1 protein-coding gene is annotated in these 630 nt (G+C 64.8%); it reads left to right on the top strand.

What is annotated here, in order from left to right; translation table 11 throughout:
* Positions 1-106: 106 nt before the first annotated feature.
* Positions 107-630 (top strand): ABC transporter ATP-binding protein (locus AC5RVV_RS17840; RefSeq protein WP_494002687.1); only part of this gene is annotated, 524 nt, incomplete at its 3' end.

Here is a 630-nt window from a genome sequence, read left to right as displayed (position 1 = left end):
AATGCCATACTGATTTTCGTGGTGTCTTTCACACCGCAGAATTGAATATCCACCCATCACTACGGATCGTCGGGCACGTACCTGCCCGTGAAGGGAAATCAGAACCATGGCAACGGTAACGTTTGACCAGGCCACCCGCCTGTACCCGGGCACCGACAAGCCCGCCGTCGACAGGCTCAATCTGGACATCGCCGATGGCGAGTTCCTGGTCCTCGTCGGCCCCTCGGGCTGCGGCAAGTCCACCTCCCTGCGGATGCTCGCCGGCCTGGAGGACGTCAATGCCGGCCGGATCCTGATTGGCGACCGGGACGTGACCGACGTGCCGCCCAAGGACCGCGACATCGCCATGGTCTTCCAGAACTACGCGCTCTACCCGCACATGACGGTGGCGGACAACATGGGGTTCGCGCTCAAGATCGCCGGGGTGTCCAAGGAGGAACGCACCGAGCGGGTCCGCGAGGCGGCCAAACTGCTGGACCTGGAGGAGTACCTGGACCGCAAGCCCAAGGCCCTCTCCGGCGGCCAGCGCCAGCGCGTGGCCATGGGTCGGGCGATCGTGCGCAACCCGCAGGTGTTCCTGATGGACGAACCGCTCTCCAACCTGGACGCGAAGCTGCGCGTGCAGACCCG

It is taken from the genome of Arthrobacter sp. MDT2-34-1 (assembly GCF_059091365.1).
Note: the sequence above shows the minus strand (reverse complement) of the source record. Positions and strands in the feature narration are given on the sequence as shown.